14 protein-coding genes, 1 other RNA gene and 1 pseudogene are annotated in these 16,863 nt (G+C 31.4%); 5 read left to right on the top strand and 11 right to left on the bottom strand.

Annotated features, from left to right (window positions below; translation table 11 throughout):
- Positions 1 to 160: 160 nt before the first annotated feature.
- The 8 genes from RRF68_RS02235 to RRF68_RS02200 form a co-directional block, all read right to left on the bottom strand.
- The gene (locus RRF68_RS02235) at positions 161 to 2,938 is read right to left on the bottom strand and encodes a bifunctional aconitate hydratase 2/2-methylisocitrate dehydratase (protein ID WP_315944851.1); all 2,778 of its coding nucleotides are present in this window, start codon (positions 2,936 to 2,938) and stop codon (positions 161 to 163) included.
- 322 nt (positions 2,939 to 3,260) lie between these two features.
- Positions 3,261 to 3,569: RNase P RNA component class A (gene rnpB, locus RRF68_RS02230), an RNA gene on the bottom strand.
- A gap of 233 nt (positions 3,570 to 3,802) precedes the next feature.
- Entirely contained in the window at positions 3,803 to 4,936 is a 1,134-nt protein-coding gene (dnaJ, locus tag RRF68_RS02225) for a molecular chaperone DnaJ (protein ID WP_315944850.1), read from the bottom strand.
- 95 nt (positions 4,937 to 5,031) lie between these two features.
- The gene (locus RRF68_RS02220) at positions 5,032 to 5,622 is read right to left on the bottom strand and encodes a nucleotide exchange factor GrpE (RefSeq protein ID WP_410016836.1); all 591 of its coding nucleotides are present in this window, start codon (positions 5,620 to 5,622) and stop codon (positions 5,032 to 5,034) included.
- Positions 5,623 to 5,703: 81 nt separating this feature from the next.
- Positions 5,704 to 6,975 (bottom strand): hypothetical protein, encoded by a 1,272-nt coding sequence (locus tag RRF68_RS02215; protein WP_315944849.1) that lies wholly within the window; start codon positions 6,973 to 6,975, stop codon positions 5,704 to 5,706.
- A gap of 13 nt (positions 6,976 to 6,988) precedes the next feature.
- A complete protein-coding gene (murA, locus tag RRF68_RS02210; RefSeq protein ID WP_275316680.1) occupies positions 6,989 to 8,302 on the bottom strand; it encodes a UDP-N-acetylglucosamine 1-carboxyvinyltransferase in 1,314 nt (437 codons plus the stop codon).
- Positions 8,303 to 8,959 (bottom strand): DUF4290 domain-containing protein, encoded by a 657-nt coding sequence (locus RRF68_RS02205; RefSeq protein ID WP_315944848.1) that lies wholly within the window; start codon positions 8,957 to 8,959, stop codon positions 8,303 to 8,305. It abuts the gene before it with no gap.
- A 50-nt stretch (positions 8,960 to 9,009) separates the two neighbouring features.
- Positions 9,010 to 11,337, bottom strand: a complete 2,328-nt coding sequence (locus RRF68_RS02200; RefSeq protein ID WP_218772646.1) for an ATP-dependent helicase — start codon at positions 11,335 to 11,337, stop codon at positions 9,010 to 9,012.
- 220 nt (positions 11,338 to 11,557) lie between these two features.
- Here RRF68_RS02200 and RRF68_RS02195 point away from each other — a divergent pair, with 220 nt between their 5' ends.
- The 4 genes and pseudogenes from RRF68_RS02195 (at position 11,558) to RRF68_RS02175 (ending at position 13,384) form a co-directional block, all read left to right on the top strand.
- Positions 11,558 to 12,172, top strand: a complete 615-nt coding sequence (locus tag RRF68_RS02195; RefSeq protein ID WP_315944847.1) for a transcriptional regulator — start codon at positions 11,558 to 11,560, stop codon at positions 12,170 to 12,172.
- Positions 12,169 to 12,617 (top strand): annotated as a pseudogene (locus RRF68_RS02185) (DUF3307 domain-containing protein). The gene RRF68_RS02195 and the pseudogene RRF68_RS02185 overlap by 4 nt, the downstream one beginning before the upstream one ends.
- Entirely contained in the window at positions 12,562 to 12,882 is a 321-nt protein-coding gene (locus RRF68_RS02180) for a hypothetical protein (RefSeq protein WP_315944844.1), read from the top strand. The pseudogene RRF68_RS02185 and the gene RRF68_RS02180 overlap by 56 nt, the downstream one beginning before the upstream one ends.
- A complete protein-coding gene (locus tag RRF68_RS02175; RefSeq protein WP_275316676.1) occupies positions 12,872 to 13,384 on the top strand; it encodes a hypothetical protein in 513 nt (170 codons plus the stop codon). Before RRF68_RS02180 ends, RRF68_RS02175 begins: the two co-directional genes overlap by 11 nt.
- Before the next feature lies 1 nt (position 13,385).
- On the opposite strand, the gene RRF68_RS02170 is transcribed toward RRF68_RS02175, so the two are convergent.
- The 3 genes from RRF68_RS02170 to RRF68_RS02160 form a co-directional block, all read right to left on the bottom strand.
- Positions 13,386 to 13,622 (bottom strand): hypothetical protein, encoded by a 237-nt coding sequence (locus tag RRF68_RS02170; protein ID WP_218772650.1) that lies wholly within the window; start codon positions 13,620 to 13,622, stop codon positions 13,386 to 13,388.
- Between the two features lie 19 nt (positions 13,623 to 13,641).
- Positions 13,642 to 14,481, bottom strand: a complete 840-nt coding sequence (locus RRF68_RS02165; protein ID WP_315944843.1) for a sulfurtransferase — start codon at positions 14,479 to 14,481, stop codon at positions 13,642 to 13,644.
- A 257-nt stretch (positions 14,482 to 14,738) separates the two neighbouring features.
- Positions 14,739 to 16,064 carry a dicarboxylate/amino acid:cation symporter gene (locus RRF68_RS02160; RefSeq protein WP_275316673.1) on the bottom strand — a complete coding sequence of 442 codons (1,326 nt, stop codon included), beginning with the start codon at positions 16,062 to 16,064 and terminating at the stop codon, positions 14,739 to 14,741.
- Positions 16,065 to 16,186: 122 nt separating this feature from the next.
- Between RRF68_RS02160 and RRF68_RS02155 the strand changes: the two genes are divergently transcribed.
- Complete coding sequence (locus RRF68_RS02155) at positions 16,187 to 16,834, top strand: DUF937 domain-containing protein (protein ID WP_315944842.1); 648 nt, start codon at positions 16,187 to 16,189, stop codon at positions 16,832 to 16,834.
- The last annotated feature ends 29 nt before the right edge of the window (positions 16,835 to 16,863 follow it).

The following is a 16,863-nucleotide window of genomic DNA, read 5'->3' as shown; positions in this document are numbered from 1 at the left end:
TTGTAATATACAAAATACAGCATCAATTTAAAAGTAGTTATCATATTATAGATTGATTCTAAAATAAGTTTTTTATATATCTTTTAACATTTTAACTAAGGCACAAAAAAAAGCCTGAATATATAATTCAGGCTTTTAACAATATATAATAAGTTTATATTTATCTAACTAACTGCTTTGTAGAAGGTTTAAACTTAGTTAGAACAATACCATCCACAGCTGCTTCATATTCTGCCATAGTTGGAGTTCTTCCTAAAATTGTAGATAAAACTACTACTGGAGTTGATGATAATAAAGATTCTCCTTTCTTCTCTCCTGAATCTTTTACAACTCTACCTTGAAATAAACGTGTTGATGTTGCCATAACTGTATCTCCAGGAGCTGCTTTTTCTTGGTTACCCATACATAGGTTACAACCAGGACGCTCTAAATACAACATGTTTTCATATCCTGTACGTGCGACTCCTTTTGGTGCGTTATCGTCGAATTCAAAACCTGAGTATTTTTGCAATACTTCCCAGTCTCCTTCTGCTTTTAACTCATCAACAATATTGTAAGTAGGAGGTGCAACTATTAAAGGTGCTTTAAATTCTACTTTACCATGTTGCGCTTCTACATTTTTCAACATTTGAGCTAATATTTTCATATCACCTTTGTGAACCATACAAGATCCTACGAAACCTAAATCTACTTTTTTAGTTCCACCGTAAAATGATAATGGTCTAATATTATCGTGTGTATAACGCTTAGAAACATCATCGTTATTAACATCAGGATCCGCAATCATTGGTTCAGCTATTTCATCTAAATCGATAACTACCTCTGCATGATACTTCGCGTTTGCATCTGGTCTTAAAGATGGTTTAATACCTGTTTTAAGCTCTACAATTCTAGTTTCTGCTTTATCAACAAGACCTTTAAGTACTTGCTTTGCATTGTCCATTCCTTTATCAATCATGATTTGGATACGACCTTTTGCTATCTCTAATGATTCAATTAAAGTATCATCTTCAGAGATACAGATAGATGCTTTTGCTTTCATCTCTGCTGTCCAATCTGTAAATGTAAAAGCTTCATCGGCAGTTAATGTTCCAATATGAACCTCAATGATTCTTCCTTGGAAAACATTTTCACCACCAAACTGCTTTAACATTTGAGCTTGTGTAGCATGAACTACATCACGGAAATCCATATAAGATTTCATTTGTCCTTTAAAAGTAACTTTTACAGACTGTGGAATTGGCATTGAGGCTTCACCTGTAGCTAATGCTAAAGCAACTGTTCCTGAATCGGCTCCGAATGCAACACCTTTAGACATACGTGTGTGAGAATCTCCACCAATAATAATGTCCCAATCACCAACTGTAATATCATTTAATACTTTATGAATAACATCCGTCATAGGAAAATATTTTCCTTTAGGATCACGACCAGTAATTAAACCAAAGTCGTTCATGAAACTCATTAATCTTGGTATGTTTGCTTTCGATTTATCATCCCAAACTGAAGCCGTATGACAACCAGATTGGTAAGCGCCATCTACAATTGGAGAAATAGTCGTTGCAGCCATCATCTCTAATTCTTGAGAAGTCATTAAACCTGTAGTATCTTGCGACCCTACAATATTAACTTCTACACGAACATCAGATCCTGCATGTAATGTTTTACCTGGTGTAGTTCCTACTGCATTCTTATTGAATATTTTTTCAACAGCTGTTAAACCTTGTCCTTCAATAGAAATCTCTTTTGATGGCGCATAAACAGGTATAACATCAATGTTTAATACTTTTGAAGCAAACGTTTGTAATTTTTTACCAAAAACAACAGCATAAGAACCACCTGCTTTCATAAACTCCATTTTTTGTGGTGTAAATGCAGCAGAAATATCTTTTAACTCTTTATCGCCGTTGTATAATTTTTTCTCTTTTGTATTAATAGTAAGTACGGTTCCTGTTGCAACAGAATACTCTTCTTTTAATACAGGGTCTCCGTTTTCATCACGAATTGTGTTTCCTTCTGCATCTTTTTGTTGTACCCAGTTTTTAAGGTCTAAACCAATACCGCCAGTTACACCAACAGTTGTTAAAAAGATAGGAGAAATTCCGTTTGTTCCCGCAATTGCCGGAGCAATATTTATAAATGGTACATAAGGACTCGATTTAATACCTGTCCATAATGCTACGTTGTTTACACCAGACATTCTTGATGATCCAACTCCCATTGTTCCTTTTTCTGCAATTAACATCACCCTTTTATCAGGATGTTGTGCTTGTACTGCTTTTAATTCGTTCTGTTGTTCTATGTTATGTTCAAATAAACACTGACCGTGTAATTCACGATCTGAACGAGAGTGTGCATCACCACCTGGAGATAATAAATCTGTTGAGATATCACCTACTCCTGCGATAAAAGTTACAACCTCTATTTTTTCATCTATTTCTGGTAATTTTGTAAAAAACTCTGCTTTTGCATAGCTTTCAATAAGCTCTTTTGCAATAGTGTTTCCTAGTTTAAAAGCCTCTTCTATACGAGCAGTATCTGCCTCATATAAAAACACTTGTGTTTTTAACACATCAGAAGCTTGTTTTGCCAAAACTACATCATTTCCTAAAGCTAAATCTAATAACACTTCTACAGAAGGTCCACCTTTCATATGAGATAACTGTTCGAAAGCAAAAGCTGTTGAAATTTCTTCAACTACAGATTCTCCTAAAATAATTTCTTTTAAAAATTTAGCTTTTACACCAGCAGCACTTGTAGTTCCTGGTAAAACGTTATATATAAAAAAGTTAAGAGAATCTTCTCTAAACTCATTATTTAAATCTTTAATTTGATTAATTATTTTACCCACCAATTCTGCACCGTCGATTGGTTTTGGATGAAGTCCTTGTGTTTTTCTCTCTTCTATCTCTTTTATATACTCTATATAAATACTCATTCTAAAGGTTTTTTTAAAACATTAAACACCTAATTACAATCTTTTAATTGTATTTATTCTCTTTTGGAGTTTTATACAAACACTCTTAATTATCTAAATATTAAAAGTAAAATTGTGCAATTTTAGTTGAGCAAAAGTACTGCTTTCATCTCAATTTTAAAAAATAAACACATAACTAGGTGAATTACTAAGCAAATAATAATTTATATTTCAAAAAAGAAGAAATCAACAATAAAAAAGACTTAAAATGTTAATATATTATCAAATTAACAATTTAAAACCATTGAGAAATTAGTAAATCAATGGTTATAATTAATAAAAATAAAAAAGCAGACCTATAAGCTGGATTCTGTTCCTTATAAATAAGGCTCTTATCATTTCTCTAGTTTTACAATTACTCGTAAAATCAATCTGCCTACCCCTTAGAATCGCGCGAGTAGCGCTCGAGCTCTAATGTACATGACATTGCACCGCATAGAGTTTACCTGGTTTCACTACAGCCTTACCTGTACATACTTTCTGCTGCACTTGTCCTCGGTTTGCACCGGACGGGTGTTATCCGCTATGCTACTCTTTGGTGTCCAGACTTTCCTACTTATACTAAATACAAGTCGATAAGATGGTCTGCTTCAATATTTTTATAAAATTTGCTATTTTCATAAAAAAACCCACTCAATAAATTGAGTGGGAAAATTGCTATGAAAAAGAAAAAGTGTTTAGAACGTCTTCTAAACGACTACAAATATAGTGCAGTTTTTTAATTAAAAAAAATATTTTACATAAAAATTAACATAGTTTTAATTTTTACAAAAAAACCACTCAAAATTTGAGTGGTTTTTTTAATTATACAACGAAAAAATAGGTTTAAGAGAACATATCTTTTACTTTGTCAAAAAATGACTTATCTGATTTTTGCGGTCTTGGGCTAAAATTTTCATCGGTTACCATTTTGTCAAAGAAACCACGCTGTTCTTTTGTTAATTCTTGTGGTGTCCAAACATTAATATGTATTAAGAAATCACCTGTACCATAACGCTCAATGCTTGGTAAACCTTTTCCTTTTAACCTTAATATTTTACCTGATTGAGTTCCTGCATCAATCTTTATTTTTACTTTCCCTGTTACTGTTTCAACTTCTTTAGAAACTCCTAAAACTGCTTCAGAAAAATTAATATATAAATCGTAATGAATATTACTTCCCTCTCGCTTTAATGTTTCGTGTTGAATCTCTTCTATTAAAACTAATAAATCACCTGGAATAGAGTTTTTACCTGGCGCTTCATTTCCTTTTCCTCCTACTTTTAATTGAACTCCTTCTGTAACTCCTTCTGGAATATTTATTGAAACAGTTTCTTCTTTAACAATTAAACCTTGCGCATCTGATCCGCTTGGTTTACTGTTAAGCATTTCTCCTGCTCCTTGACATGTACCACAAGTAGTTGCTGTTTGCATTCTACCTAAAATAGTATTGGTAACTCGCATTTGCTGTCCACTACCATTACATGTTGTACATGTTTTATAAGTAACACCGTCTGCCTGAACTTTTCTACGAACCTTTACCTTCTTCTCTACTCCGTTTGCGATCTCTTCTAAAGTAAGTTTTACTCGAATTCGCATATTAGACCCTTTAACTCTGGCTTGTCGTTGCCCTCTGCCGCCGCCGAAACCACCAAAGCCGCCTCCGCCACCACCGAAGATATCTCCGAATTGACTGAATATATCATCCATATCCATTCCGCCGCCGCCAAAGCCGCCACCGCCACCTTGTGGACCATCAAAAGCTGCATGACCATATTGGTCGTAACGTGCTTTTTTATTGTCATCACTTAATATTTCATAAGCCTCGGCACATAGTTTAAATTTTTCTTCGGCTGTTTTGTCATCCGGGTTTTTATCTGGATGATATTTTATCGCCATTTTACGATATCCTTTTTTTATATCTGCTTGCGACGCCGATTTTGAAATGCCTAATACTTCGTAGTAATCTTGTTTTGCCATTTTATTCTATTCTAGAATTGCTTATTAAATAAAGCAATTTTTAAAAATTATTCTTATACATGCACAAAGCTATTGCTTTGATATTAAAATCATTTTTATGCTTGTCCAACCACCACTTTTGGGTGGCGAATAATTTTATCTCCTAATTTATATCCTGTTTCTATACAATCAATAACTTTTCCTTTTAAATCATCTGAAGGAGCTGGAATTTGTGTAATTGCTTGGTGTACTTCTGCATCAAAAACATCTCCTTGCTTTACTTCAATAGCTGTTAAACCTTTTTGCTCTAAAGTTTTTGTTAACTTTTGATAAATTAACAATACTCCTTTGCGTAATTCTTCTGCTTCTTTATCATCACCTGCATGTGTCAAAGCACGCTCAAAATCATCTAAAATTGGCAGTAAAACTGTCATTACTTCCTGTCCCGCAGTTTTATAAAGCTCTACACGTTCTTTAGAAGTACGCTTTTTATAGTTTTCGAACTCAGCAAACAAACGTAAATGTTTATCTTTTTCAGTTGCTAATAACTCTTCAGTAGTTGGTTCTACCTTCTCTACAACCTCTTCTACTTCTTGTTTTTCTTGTGTTTCATCAATTGGCGCATTATCAATAGCGTCTTTTAACTCGTCTTCTTTTGTATATTGATCTTTACTCATTGTAAATCGTTTCTTTAAATTCTTCAGCATAATTTTATCAATAATATTGCCAATAAAAAAATCGTGTCATGTTGACACGATTTTTATTTTAATTTTGTTGCTTTATCTTTTTTAAAAAAGTTTTCCTTCTTCAACACCGTCAATTGTCACATACGGTATATATTCTCCTTTAATTAATTTAAAAATAATAGTTTTACCATTTTCAAGTTTTATAGAATGTTTACTATTGCAGTTATATATATATTTTAATTTACCATCAATAAAGATTTTGGCAGTAGGACTTTCTCCTTCATCCAAAGAAATAACTCCAGAATTAGGATTTGAAATTAAAACAAATCTTTGTATAAAAATCTTTGAAAACTCTGTTTTTGTATTACCTAAGTCAAATACACCTTTTTCATTAATCTCTATTTCGTATACATATCTACCATCTTTAGTAATAGTATGTTTTTTTTGTTTTAAATTTTCTTCGACATATTTAAGTCTTTTTGCGTAATCTGAATAACCTTTATTAAAAACATCAAAGAATCCTGAATTTTTTTTTGCTATTCTTGAATACTCTGTTGCCTTTTCTATATCTCCTTTTATTATACTTGCTGTAGCTAAATTAGTATAAATTACTTTTAATTTTCTTTTTTGCTTTAATTTTTTACCATAGTCAATATCTAATTGTTTTTTCCAATAAGCTATTGATTTATCTATGATATCTATAGACTTAGTTTTTTTAATTTCTTCTATTAGCGGCTTAGAAACTTCATTAAATTCCTTTGCTTTTCCTTTTTTTGCTTTTCTAAATTCTCCAAAAAACAATTCTATTTCCGTTTTACCTGTAAATAACACTCCTATTTTACTATCAATATAACTTTGTACTACACTTGTTAAGATCATAGCTTTGGTTTTATTTCTATAAAACCTATTTTTTGTAGGAAACATACTTGAATTAGTAACAATAGATTGTATTCTTTTTGTTTCATTATGAACCAATTTATTATCGTCAATAATTATCATGAGATTCATTGTTCCTCGAAGCTCAACTCCTTTCTCTACAAATTCTAATTGATTTCCTATAAAACCTACAACAATTTGAATGTCACCGTTCTTTTCTACTGACTTTAATCCTTTGATTGTTAAACCATTTGTAAGAGATTGTAAATTCGGGTAATCTAAATAATTATCGGGCTTTTTCTCGTCTTCTTTATATTCATGATTCCAATAATTACCATCATCTTGAATTTCGTAACTAAATGTTTTTAAGTTTTTAAAAAATTCTGGTTGGTTAAATATCAATTCAAACTTCTTTGATTTAAACAAAGTGTTTTGAGAAAAAATATTCGAAAATGCAAATAGCAGGGTTAAAAACAATAAATTATTAATCTTTTTCATTTTTTTATTTATATTAATCTTCTATTCTTTCAATTTTGGCTCCGATAGATTTTAAACGAGCTTCTATATTTTCGTATCCTCTATCAATTTGTTCAATATTATTAATAATACTGGTTCCTTTTGCTGATAAAGCTGCTATTAATAAAGAGATTCCTGCACGAATATCTGGTGAAGTCATTTTTGTTGCTTTTAACATCGATTTAAAATCATGACCAATTACAGTTGCTCTATGCGGATCACATAAAATTACTTTTGCGCCCATATCAATCAATTTATCAACAAAAAACAAACGACTTTCAAACATCTTTTGGTGGATTAATACCGTTCCTTTTGCCTGAGTTGCAATAACTAATACAATACTTAACAAATCTGGTGTAAATCCTGGCCAAGGTGCATCTGCAACTGTTAAAACAGATCCGTCAATATAATTCTGAATTTCATAACTATCTTGTGCCGGAATGTAAATATCGTCTCCTTTTTTCTCTAATTTAATTCCTAACTTACCAAATACACTTGGTATTTGTCCTAGGTTTTTCCAACTAACATCTTTTATGGTTAATTCAGATCGTGTCATTGCTGCCACACCAATCCAACTACCAATTTCAATCATATCAGGTAATACTCTATGCTCGCATCCTCCTAAAGAAGTTACTCCTTCAATAGTTAATAAATTAGAGCCTACTCCTGTAATTTTAGCTCCCATAGAATTCAACATTTTAGATAATTGTTGAATATATGGCTCACAAGCTGCATTGTATATAGTTGTAGTTCCTTTGGCCAAAACTGCTGCCATAATAATATTAGCAGTTCCTGTTACCGAAGCTTCGTCTAAAAGCATATCGGTACCAACCAATCCATCTTCTGCTTCAACACCGTAAAAGTATTCTTCTTTATTGTAACGAAATTTAGCCCCAAGGTTAATAAAACCTTCGAAGTGTGTATCTAAACGACGACGACCAATTTTATCGCCTCCCGGACGTGGAATATATCCTTTTCCGAAACGCGCTAATAACGGACCAACTATCATTATTGATCCTCTTAATGAACTTCCGTCTCTTTTAAACTCAGGTGATTCTAAATATTGTAGATTAATATTATCTGCCTGAAAACTATATGAATTACTTCCTAACTTTTCTATTTTAACTCCTAATTCTCCTAAAATAAAAATTAGTTTATTTACATCAATAATATCAGGAATATTATTAATTACTACTTTTTCGGCAGTTAATAATACTGCACATATAATTTGTAATGCTTCGTTTTTTGCTCCTTGAGGTGTTATTACTCCGCTAAGTTTGTGACCTCCTTCAATTTTAAATGATGCCATTTATTTTTTTCTGTGTTTATTATTACTGTAATTCGTTTTTCCTTTAGGAGAATTTTTATGATTTGTCTTACCCTGTTGAGTAGTACGTTTTCTTAATAAGTTTTTACTTTCTGCTAACTTTTCTGTAGTTTCTCTTAAGTCTATTTTTTTATCTGATAAATTATATAAATGGTTAAAAATAACAACATCATCAACGGTATCTTTATTCCAATTTAAATAGCATTTTTTCATGTGATTAGCAATCGTAAAAACCAATGCTTCTCTTTTTTCACCTTCTTCCCAAGTCAATGCAATATTTATCATGGTTTGAATATTGTTACCGTAATAACGGTATCTTGAAGCAGATTTTGGATAATCCATCTTTTCTGGCTTCTCTGTCAATTCTTCTTTAGATGGAGTTTCGTATGGTGAATCTGCATCTAATTTAAAATCAGCAATTATATGTAACTGATCCCAAAGTTTGTGCTTAAAATCTGGCACATCACGTAAATGAGGCTGTAAATTTCCCATTACATCTACAATCGCTTTTGCCATTGTATTTCTTTCCTCTTTTGTTTCTAAAGCGATGCAGTGATTTATTAATTTTTGTATATGTCTTCCGTATTCCGGAATTATTAAGTGGTCTCTTTCTGAATTGTACTCTAAATCAAACGTCATTTCTCTATATTTTATATATGCAAAATAGGTAATTATTGCGAATTACATAGTTATCCGATTACCTTTAATTTTGCGAATTGTAATAATAATTTCTTTTTCCCTACGGTACCAAACTTAATTTCTGCCTTTTTATTGGGTCCTTTCCCTTCTAAAGCAACTACCTCACCTGTTCCAAAACGGTTGTGTTCTACAAAATTACCAACCACTATTTCACCATCAAATAAATTGATTGCAGAACTAACATCTGATACCTTTTTCATTTTACTTTTTGGCGGTATAATATTTGGTTTTTCTTTTTTTGCTAAAAACTCTTTTCGTTGTTTTTGAATTGGTTTTTGAAAACGGATATTCTTAGGAGTATCATCATCAAACATACTTGCATCAATAAATCTATTCGCTAATGCTACTGGCACTTTAGGTGCTAAATGCTCTACAAATTTATCATCAATTTCTTCTAAGAAACGACTTGGTTCGCCGTCTGTTAATTTTCCCCAGCGGTAACGTGTTTGTGCATACGTTAAGTAAGCTACTTTTTCTGCTCGTGTTAAGGCTACATAAAATAAACGACGCTCTTCTTCTAGCTCACTACGTGTATTCATGCTCATTCCAGAAGGAAACAAACCTTCTTCTAAACCAACAATGTATACATATTGATATTCTAATCCTTTTGATAAGTGAATGGTCATTAATGAAACCATTGGTGTATCGTCACTTTCACTATCAAAATCTGTTGCTAAGGCTACATCTTCTAAGAAAATAGGCAATGAAGCATCTTCGCCTGTTTCAATTCTATCTGTTATAAAGTCTTTTATTCCGTTTAATAATTCCTGAACGTTTTCAACTTTATTTACACCTTCTGGTGTACCATCTTTTTGTAAATCTTTTACTAATTGTGTTTGCTTTACTACCAAATCGGCAATTTCGAAAGCATTCATCTTTTGAGCGTCTATTTGAAAACGCTGAATCATTCTAGTAAAATTAGCTAGCTTGGTTTTGGTACCTGAATTTATTTTTAAATCAACTTTATCTAAATTTAATAAAATATCGAAAATTGATTTTTTATAGTGATTTGCTGCTATCGCTAATTTATCAATCGTTGTAGCACCAATTCCTCGTGCTGGATAATTAATAATTCTCTTTAAAGCTTCTTCATCATTCGGATTTATTAGCATACGTAAATACGATAATAAATCTTTTATTTCTTTACGTTGATAAAATGAAATACCTCCGTAAATCTTGTACTTAATATCTTTTTTTCGCAAAGCATCTTCCATTGCTCTAGATTGTGCATTGGTACGATATAAAATAGCAAAAGAATCACTTGTTAATTGATGATTCATTTTGTTTTCCCAAATAGATTGCGCTACGAAACGCCCTTCTTCTCCGTCAGAAATTGTTCGCATTACTTTAATGCTTTCTCCAGGGTCATTTGCTGTCCAAACTTCCTTATCTAACTTCGTTTTATTTTTATCAATTACACTATTGGCAGCTTCAACAATATTACTTGTTGATCGGTAATTTTGCTCTAATTTAAAAGTCTTAACATCCGGATAATCTTTTTGAAAATTCAAGATGTTGTTTATGTTTGCTCCACGGAAACTATAAATACTTTGCGAATCATCACCAACTACACAAATATTCTGAAAACGATCTGCTAATGCTCTAACAATTAAATATTGTGAATGATTTGTATCCTGATACTCATCAACCATTATATATTTAAAACGACTTTGGTACTTTGCTAAAACTTCAGGAAAACGCGTTAATAATTCATTGGTTCTTAACAACAAATCATCAAAATCCATTGCTCCTGCCTTAAAGCATCTTTCTACATAAGCTTTATAAATTTCACCTACTTTTGGCCTGCTTGCTTCTAGGTCTGCCTCTTGTAAATCTGAATTATTAAAATATGCTCTAACAGTTATTAAGCTGTTTTTAAACGAAGATATTCTGCTTAAAATCTGCTTTGGTTTATAGCGATCTTTATCTAATTTCATTTCTCTAATGATCGTAGATATCAACCTAACAGAATCTTGTGTATCGTAAATTGTAAAGTTAGAAGGATAGCCTAAACGATCTGCTTCTGATCGTAAAATACGAGAAAAAACAGAGTGAAAAGTTCCCATCCATAAATTCTTTGCTTCGCTGTAACCAACAACACCTCCAATACGCTCTTTCATTTCACGAGCTGCCTTATTTGTAAAGGTTAGCGATAAAATATTAAAAGAATCTACTCCTTCTTTCATTAAATGCGCTATTCTATAGGTTAAAACTCTGGTTTTACCCGATCCGGCTCCTGCGATAATTATCATTGGGCCATCTTTTTGTAAAACGGCTGCTCTTTGTGGTTCGTTAAGTTGCTCTAAGTAAGTATTCAATAGAAAAAATTTGAAATAATTTTTAAAACGGAAATTTAACCATTCTTTTAGGTTATATAAAGAATGTAACCTTTTTTTTATTCACAATTTTTATTCCCTTAAAAGCGGATAAAACAACATATTTGCTTTAGAGCAAATAAATAACAATATCTGCTTATTTACAGATATTTTTGGTCAATTATAAATATTTAAGTATTTTTAAGACTTATAAAAAACATTAATGACAAGTATTTTAACAGGAGACATTGTAAAATCTAGGAAATCCGACAGTAGTGTTTGGCTAGAAAAGCTAAAAACTATTCTTAATAAATTCGGAAAACAACCTATTGATTGGGAAATTTTTAGAGGCGATAGTTTTCAACTAGAGGTTCCTATAGAAAAGGCTCTTTATGTTGCTTTTTTATTAAAAGCTCAGCTAAAACAGGTAGATAATATTGATGTTAGAATTGGTATTGGTATTGGCAGTAAAGATTCTAAAAATTTACATATTACAGAAGCCAATGGAGAAGCTTATGTTAACTCAGGTGAAGTTTTTGACAGTTTGGTAAAAAAACAATTAATTGCAATAAAAACTCCTTGGTTAGCGTTAAATGAAGAACTTAACTTAGCTTTAGAGTTGGCTTTATTGACTATGAATAGTTGGACAAAAAATTCAGCTGAAGTATTTCAATTATCAATAGAAAACCCGTTATTAACTCAAAGTGAAATTGGAAAAAAAATAGGCATCACACAAAGTAATATTAGTGAACGACAAAAACGTGCTGGTTATGATGCCATTACCAAATTAGAAAAAAGATACAGAGAATTAATTCAACAAAAAACAACTTTATTATGATCTTATTCTTAAAGTTTTTAATTGCTCATTTTTTAGGTGATTTTATTTTTCAATCAGAAAAATGGGTAAAAAATAAAGAGAAAAAAAGATTAAATCTAAAAAACTATACTTACATATTGCAGTTCATTTATTATTGTTATTAATAATGGTGAGCTTTAGTTTAAAATATATTTTAGGCATACTTTTTATCACTACAACTCACTATTTAATTGATTTAAGTAAATTATATTTACAGCATAAAAAGAACAAAACTTGGCTGTTTTTTATAGATCAGTTTTTACATATTTTAATGTTAGCCTTGGTAACTTATTGGTATTTCCCTTATCGATTTAATATTGATTTTCTTTTTTTCTCTAAAAGCACTTTTACTGATATCTTGTTTGATTTTTGTGAGTTTTGTTGCATCTATAATTATACAAACGATAATATCGCAATGGAGTCCTGAAAAAGAATTTAAAAAAGAAGATGACTCTTTGGCTAAAGCAGGAAAATATATCGGAATTTTAGAACGTTTATTAATATTTACGTTCATTGTTATCGGACAATGGGCAGGTGTTGGGTTTTTATTAGCTGCAAAATCTATTTTCCGTTTTGGAGATTTAACTTCAGCTAAAGATAGAAAACTAACAGAATACATTTTAATCGGAACTTTATTAAGTTTTGGATTGGCAATTTTAACAGGACTTGTATATTCGCATTATGGAAGATAAAATTATTGAAGGATTCGCATACGCTTTACCAGCAATGGTAACAGGCTTTGTAGCCTATTTTATATTAGGCGCATTTATTAAACAAGATAACAACGAAAAAAAATTTAATGCTTTAGTTGATAAAAAACGTGAAAGCTTACCTATTAAACTGCAAGCTTACGAGCGCTTACTTTTGTTTTGCGAGCGCATAAACCCTACAAAATTATTGGTAAGAGTAATTCCTATTGGAGAAGATACTAACAGTTATGTGCAATTATTAATTGCTAATATCGAACAAGAATACGAGCATAATATGGTACAACAATTATATGTATCGGAAGATAGTTGGAAAGCAATAGTGGCTGCAAAACTAACAATCATCGCTAAGCTTCGTAAAACATCAGAAACAGCAAAAACGGCAAAAGATTTACGCGAAAATATATTAATTGATTATGCTCAGAATGAGAACCCAACACAAACATCAATTGCATATTTAAAACAAGAAGTTAAGAAATTGATTTAAATTATTTTTTATCCCTAACTATTATAAAATAAATTACATACAACCAGCCAAAAATACCGTGAATAAAGGAGTATAAAACTGATTTATTTCTATCCCAAGAAATAACAACAGCGATAACACTTCCTAAACCTATTCCGTTTTTAACGATTGTTTTATTTATAACAGCTTCTGATCCTTCATGTGCAAAAGTTTCAACAGCAACTAACAACAACATAAACACTAATATTTTTCTTTTCATAATTTATTTTTAAAAAAAATTATTTCTCAACTGGCAAGGCTAAAGTACTCGCCCATTCCGTCCATGAACCATCATATACGGAATAATTTGTATTGCCTGCTAATTCATTTCCTAATGCTAAAATACAGGCTGTAATACCTGATCCGCATGAAAAAATAACGGTTTCTTTCTTCGGATTTAATGCTGAGAAAATTTCTTGTAATTTTTCTTTAGATTTCATCTTACCATCAAGCTGTAATTCGGAATGTGGTAAACTTTTAGAATTCGGAATATGACCACCTCTTAAATCTTTTCTAGGCTCTGGCAATATTGCATCGAAGCGTCCTTTAGAACGCGCATCAAAAATATGTTTCTTATTCTTTGACGCTATCAATACATCTTTAGTAGTGCTTAAGTAGTTAATTTTAAAATATGCCTTAAAATTACCTTTTAATAGTTGTTTGTTTTTATAAGTCTCTATTGGAAATTCCGCTTCTTGCCAAGCAGGTAATCCGCCATTTAAAACAGCTACGTTTTCAAAACCAAACAGTTTAAATAACCACCAAGCTCGTGGTGAAGAATACACGCCTAAATCATCATAAATAATTATACAACTATCTTTATTGACTCCCAGTTTTTGAATCTCTTTTTCAAAATGCTCTTTTGTCGGAATTGTATTCGGAAACTCACCTTCTTTATTTAAGAAAACACTTTTTAAATCGAACAAAACTGAATTTATAATTTGCTCTTTACTATCTACTTTATTTTCTTGAGTGCCTACCTTGTAAATACTTACATCAAAAATAATTAAATTATCTGCTTTTATATTTTCAAATAACCAATGAACTGAAACAAGCGGACTCGGAATTGTAATTTTCATTTATCTCTTTTTAAAAATCAATTTATAAACTTAAAAAACATCAATGTTAAAATATACATTGATGTTTTTATTCTATTGTTCACTTTTGGTGATTTTTTTGTCAATTCGAGTGAGTTTTACGATTGAAATGAGCAAAACTTATATCGAGAATTAAAGCTGTTACTTCTAAATTAGTTCTCGATACTATTTTTTTTATCAAAAATCACTCGAACTGACATTACAAAAGTCTTTTTTAACTCAAAAATAACATTCATTTTTTATTTTACATCATCATAATTATCGTCCCAATTTTTAGGTTTAGGATCGTGTAATTTACCTACAGATTTTGCAACAACCATAGAAACAGTTGCATCACCTGTAACATTAATAGTAGTACGTAACATATCTAATGGTCTGTCTACAGCAAAAATTAATGCTAAAGCCACCGGATACAAATCTTTAGGGAAACCAATAGATTCTAACACAATAACCAACATTACCATTCCAGCCCCAGGAACAGCGGCGCTACCTATAGATGCTAACAAAGCCGTTAAAACAATTGCCATTTGATTTGCAAAGCCTAAACCTTCTGGCCATAAAACTTGCATTACAAATACTGCCGCTACTGCTTGGTATAAACTTGTTCCGTCCATATTTATAGTTGCACCTACTGGCAACACAAAACTAGATACTTCTTTATCTACACCAATATGTTCCTCAACACGCTCCATCGTAACGGGTAACGTTGCCGCACTCGAACTTGTAGAAAAAGCTAATAATTGCGCTGGACTTAATTGTTTTAAAACCCAAAAAGGATTTTTCTTTGTATAAACACTTACTAAAACTGAATAGAAAACAATCATTAACAATAAGCCTAAAACTACAACTCCGGCATATTTTAATAAAGCAAGTAAAATATCAGGATCACCAGAAGTAACCACAACATTTGCCAATAAAGCAAAAACAGCAAACGGAGAAATTAACATTATAAGGTCTACCATTTTTAAAATAGCTTCATTTAATGAATCGAAAAAATTCTTTAAAGGTTTTGCTTTCTTTTCACCTATTAATAACATTGATATTCCTAAGAAAATAGTAAAGAATATTACTTGTAACATTGCTTTATTATTACTCATCGCACTGACTGCATTATCTGGTACCATATCTACTACAAACTGTAAAGGACCGCTACTTTGTTGCCTTGTTGCTTCGGTTATTTTAGCTGTTACTCCAGAACTTTTTGCGTACGTATTTGTTAGCTTATCTACTGTTTCTGGAGATATTCCGTCTCCTGGCTGAATCACATTTACCAATACCAAACCAATTGTAATTGCAACTACAGTAGTACCAATATATATAAGCATAGTTCTTACACCAATACTTTTAAATTTAGAAATATCTTTTAAATCTGAAATTCCTTTAATTAATGAAGCTACAATTAACGGTACAGCTATTAATTTTAATAATTTCACAAAAATAGTTCCTAATGGCTTTATCCAGTCCTCTATAAAACTATTCCAGCCAAATTGCAATGCTAAAAATCCGAATAAGATTCCTAGAACCATTCCTATTAAAATTTTCCAATGTAACGCCAGTTTTTTCATCTAATTGATTTAAATTTTTAAAGGCTGTAAGATAAAATAAATATTTAAAAAATGTGACCATAAATACGTAACTTGTGTCTTAATTACCAATAACTAATTACAAACCTTATAACAACATTAAAATGGCAGGAATTTTAGACTTATTAAACAGCGACTTAGGTAAATCAATTATATCAGGAGTGGCAGGTTCTACAGGGCAAGACACTAACAAAACAAGCAGTGTTTTAACTATGGCTTTACCTGTTTTAATGAAAGCAATGCAACGCAATACTGCAACCCAACAAGGAGCTGAAGGATTAATGGGTGCTTTAAATAAACACGACGGTAGTATTTTGGATAATTTAGGCGGTTTATTTAATGGCGGTGTAAATGCTGATGTTTTGCAAGATGGAGGTAATATTTTAAAACACGTTTTAGGAAACAAACAACAAGGTGTAGAAAAAATCATTGGGCAAAAAGCTGGAATAGATGCAGAGTCTGTTGCTAATATCTTAAAAACAGCCGCGCCAATTTTAATGGGAGTTTTAGGTAAACAATCTCGTCAAGATAATGTAAACAAATCAAGTGATTTAGGTGGGTTATTAGGTGGATTACTTGGAGGTAGCTCTGCTGACAAAGAGCAAAGTTTTTTAGAGCAAATTTTAGATGCAGATGGTGATGGTAGTATTGTTGATGATATTGCTGGTATGGTTTTAGGCGGTGCCGATCAAAAAAAATCTGATGGAGGATTACTTGGAGGATTATTAGGTGGTATTTTTGGAAAAAAATAAATTTTACATTTATATAATATCAAAAAGGG

Source organism: Tenacibaculum sp. HL-MS23, from assembly GCF_032463465.1.
In the GTDB taxonomy this organism is placed as follows: domain Bacteria; phylum Bacteroidota; class Bacteroidia; order Flavobacteriales; family Flavobacteriaceae; genus Polaribacter; species Polaribacter bernardetii.
Note: the sequence above shows the minus strand (reverse complement) of the source record. Positions and strands in the feature narration are given on the sequence as shown.

What these genes read in the sequence shown, in the direction of transcription:
- RRF68_RS02220 (WP_410016836.1), bottom strand. Translation starts at nt 5,622, where the DNA reads ATGCTGAAGAATTTAAAGAAACGATTTACAATGAGTAAAGATCAATAT.
- RRF68_RS02160 (WP_275316673.1), bottom strand. Translation starts at nt 16,064, where the DNA reads ATGAAAAAACTGGCGTTACATTGGAAAATTTTAATAGGAATGGTTCTA.
- RRF68_RS02155 (WP_315944842.1), top strand. Translation starts at nt 16,187, where the DNA reads ATGGCAGGAATTTTAGACTTATTAAACAGCGACTTAGGTAAATCAATT.
- RRF68_RS02175 (WP_275316676.1), top strand. Translation starts at nt 12,872, where the DNA reads ATGGAAGATAAAATTATTGAAGGATTCGCATACGCTTTACCAGCAATG.
- dnaJ (WP_315944850.1), bottom strand. Translation starts at nt 4,936, where the DNA reads ATGGCAAAACAAGATTACTACGAAGTATTAGGCATTTCAAAATCGGCG.
- RRF68_RS02165 (WP_315944843.1), bottom strand. Translation starts at nt 14,481, where the DNA reads ATGAAAATTACAATTCCGAGTCCGCTTGTTTCAGTTCATTGGTTATTT.
- RRF68_RS02205 (WP_315944848.1), bottom strand. Translation starts at nt 8,959, where the DNA reads ATGACGTTTGATTTAGAGTACAATTCAGAAAGAGACCACTTAATAATT.
- RRF68_RS02195 (WP_315944847.1), top strand. Translation starts at nt 11,558, where the DNA reads ATGACAAGTATTTTAACAGGAGACATTGTAAAATCTAGGAAATCCGAC.
- murA (WP_275316680.1), bottom strand. Translation starts at nt 8,302, where the DNA reads ATGGCATCATTTAAAATTGAAGGAGGTCACAAACTTAGCGGAGTAATA.
- RRF68_RS02235 (WP_315944851.1), bottom strand. Translation starts at nt 2,938, where the DNA reads ATGAGTATTTATATAGAGTATATAAAAGAGATAGAAGAGAGAAAAACA.
- RRF68_RS02170 (WP_218772650.1), bottom strand. Translation starts at nt 13,622, where the DNA reads ATGAAAAGAAAAATATTAGTGTTTATGTTGTTGTTAGTTGCTGTTGAA.
- RRF68_RS02215 (WP_315944849.1), bottom strand. Translation starts at nt 6,975, where the DNA reads ATGAAAAAGATTAATAATTTATTGTTTTTAACCCTGCTATTTGCATTT.